Source organism: Dietzia sp. SLG310A2-38A2 (genome assembly GCF_014145095.1).
In the GTDB taxonomy this organism is placed as follows: Bacteria; Actinomycetota; Actinomycetes; order Mycobacteriales; family Mycobacteriaceae; genus Dietzia.
Genome location: NZ_JAALDX010000419.1, coordinates 1 through 1,211, shown reverse-complemented (window position 1 = coordinate 1,211; position 1,211 = coordinate 1). Strand labels below are relative to the sequence as shown.

The window sequence follows — 1,211 nt, the reverse complement described above, 5'->3', positions numbered from 1 at the left end:
CTGGTCGCGGGGCTGCGCGCCCTGGCGGCCGGCGACCCCGGCCCCGGCGTCTTCAGCGCGGACGCCCCCGCCGGAACCGGTGACGTCTGGGTGTTCTCGGGCTTCGGTGCCCAGCACCGCAAGATGGCCAAGGAGCTGTACCTGTCCAACCCGCTGTTCGCCTCGTGCCTGGACGCGGTGGACGAGCTCATCGACTTCGAGGCCGGCTACCGGATGGTCGAGATGTTCCTCGACGACTCGGTCACCTACGAGGTGGAGAACGCGCAGGTCGGCATCTTCGCCGTCCAGGTCGCGCTGGTCGACACGCTCAAGGCGCTGGGCGCCAAGCCCGAGGCCGTGATCGGCCACTCGATGGGCGAGGTCGCCGCCGCCTACGCGGCGGGCGGACTGACCCTCGAGGACGCGGTACGCGTGATCTGCGTGCGCTCGCGGCTCATGGGCGACGCCGAGCAGCAGGTCTCCGACGAGGACGCCGGCGCCATGGCGCTGGTCGAGTACTCGGCCGAGGAGATCGCGCAGATCATCGCCGACAACCCGCAGTTCGCCTCAATCGAGCCCGCGGTCTACGCCGCCCCCACCCACACCACGGTCGGTGGGCGCGCCAAGCCGGTCGCCGAGTTCGTGGCCTGGGTCGAGGAGCAGGGCAAGTTCGCCCGCCAGCTCCAGGTCCGCGGTGCCGGGCACACCTCCGACGTCGACATGCTGCTGGGTGAGCTCGCCGCCGAGATCGCGGGCCTGGAGCCTCGCGAACTCCGATCCGGCCTGTTCTCCTCCGTGGACAAGGAGACCTTCTACCGCGCCGGCCACGAGCCGATCCACGCCGAGGAGTACTGGGTCAAGGGAATGCGGCACTCGGTGTGGTTCACCCACGCCGTGCGCAAGGCCGTCGAGGCCGGGTACGTGACGTTCCTGGAGTTCGCGCCCAACCCGGTCGCCGCGATGTCCGTGGCGGCGACCTGCTTCGACGCCGGCCTGATGGAGCCCAACCTGCTCCACACGCTCAAGCGCAAGGAGTCCGAGGCCGACACCCTGCTCCACGCGATCGCCCAGCTCTACGTCCACGGCCACGAGGTCAACATGGACCAGGTCGTGGAGATGCTGCACGGTTACGTCACCGGTCCCGGTCGCTACGCCGCGGTGCCGGGCACGGCGTGGAAGCGACGGACGCTGTGGCCGACCGTCACCGCCGGTGGCGGGTCGGGCGAGGGCCG

Annotated in this window: 1 protein-coding gene; it reads left to right on the top strand. The window is 70.7% G+C overall.

Annotation, left to right across the window (positions count from 1 at the left end; translation table 11 throughout):
- The coding region (locus G6027_RS14275) for an acyltransferase domain-containing protein (RefSeq protein WP_182637749.1) at positions 1-1,211 on the top strand (1,211 nt) is incomplete at both ends.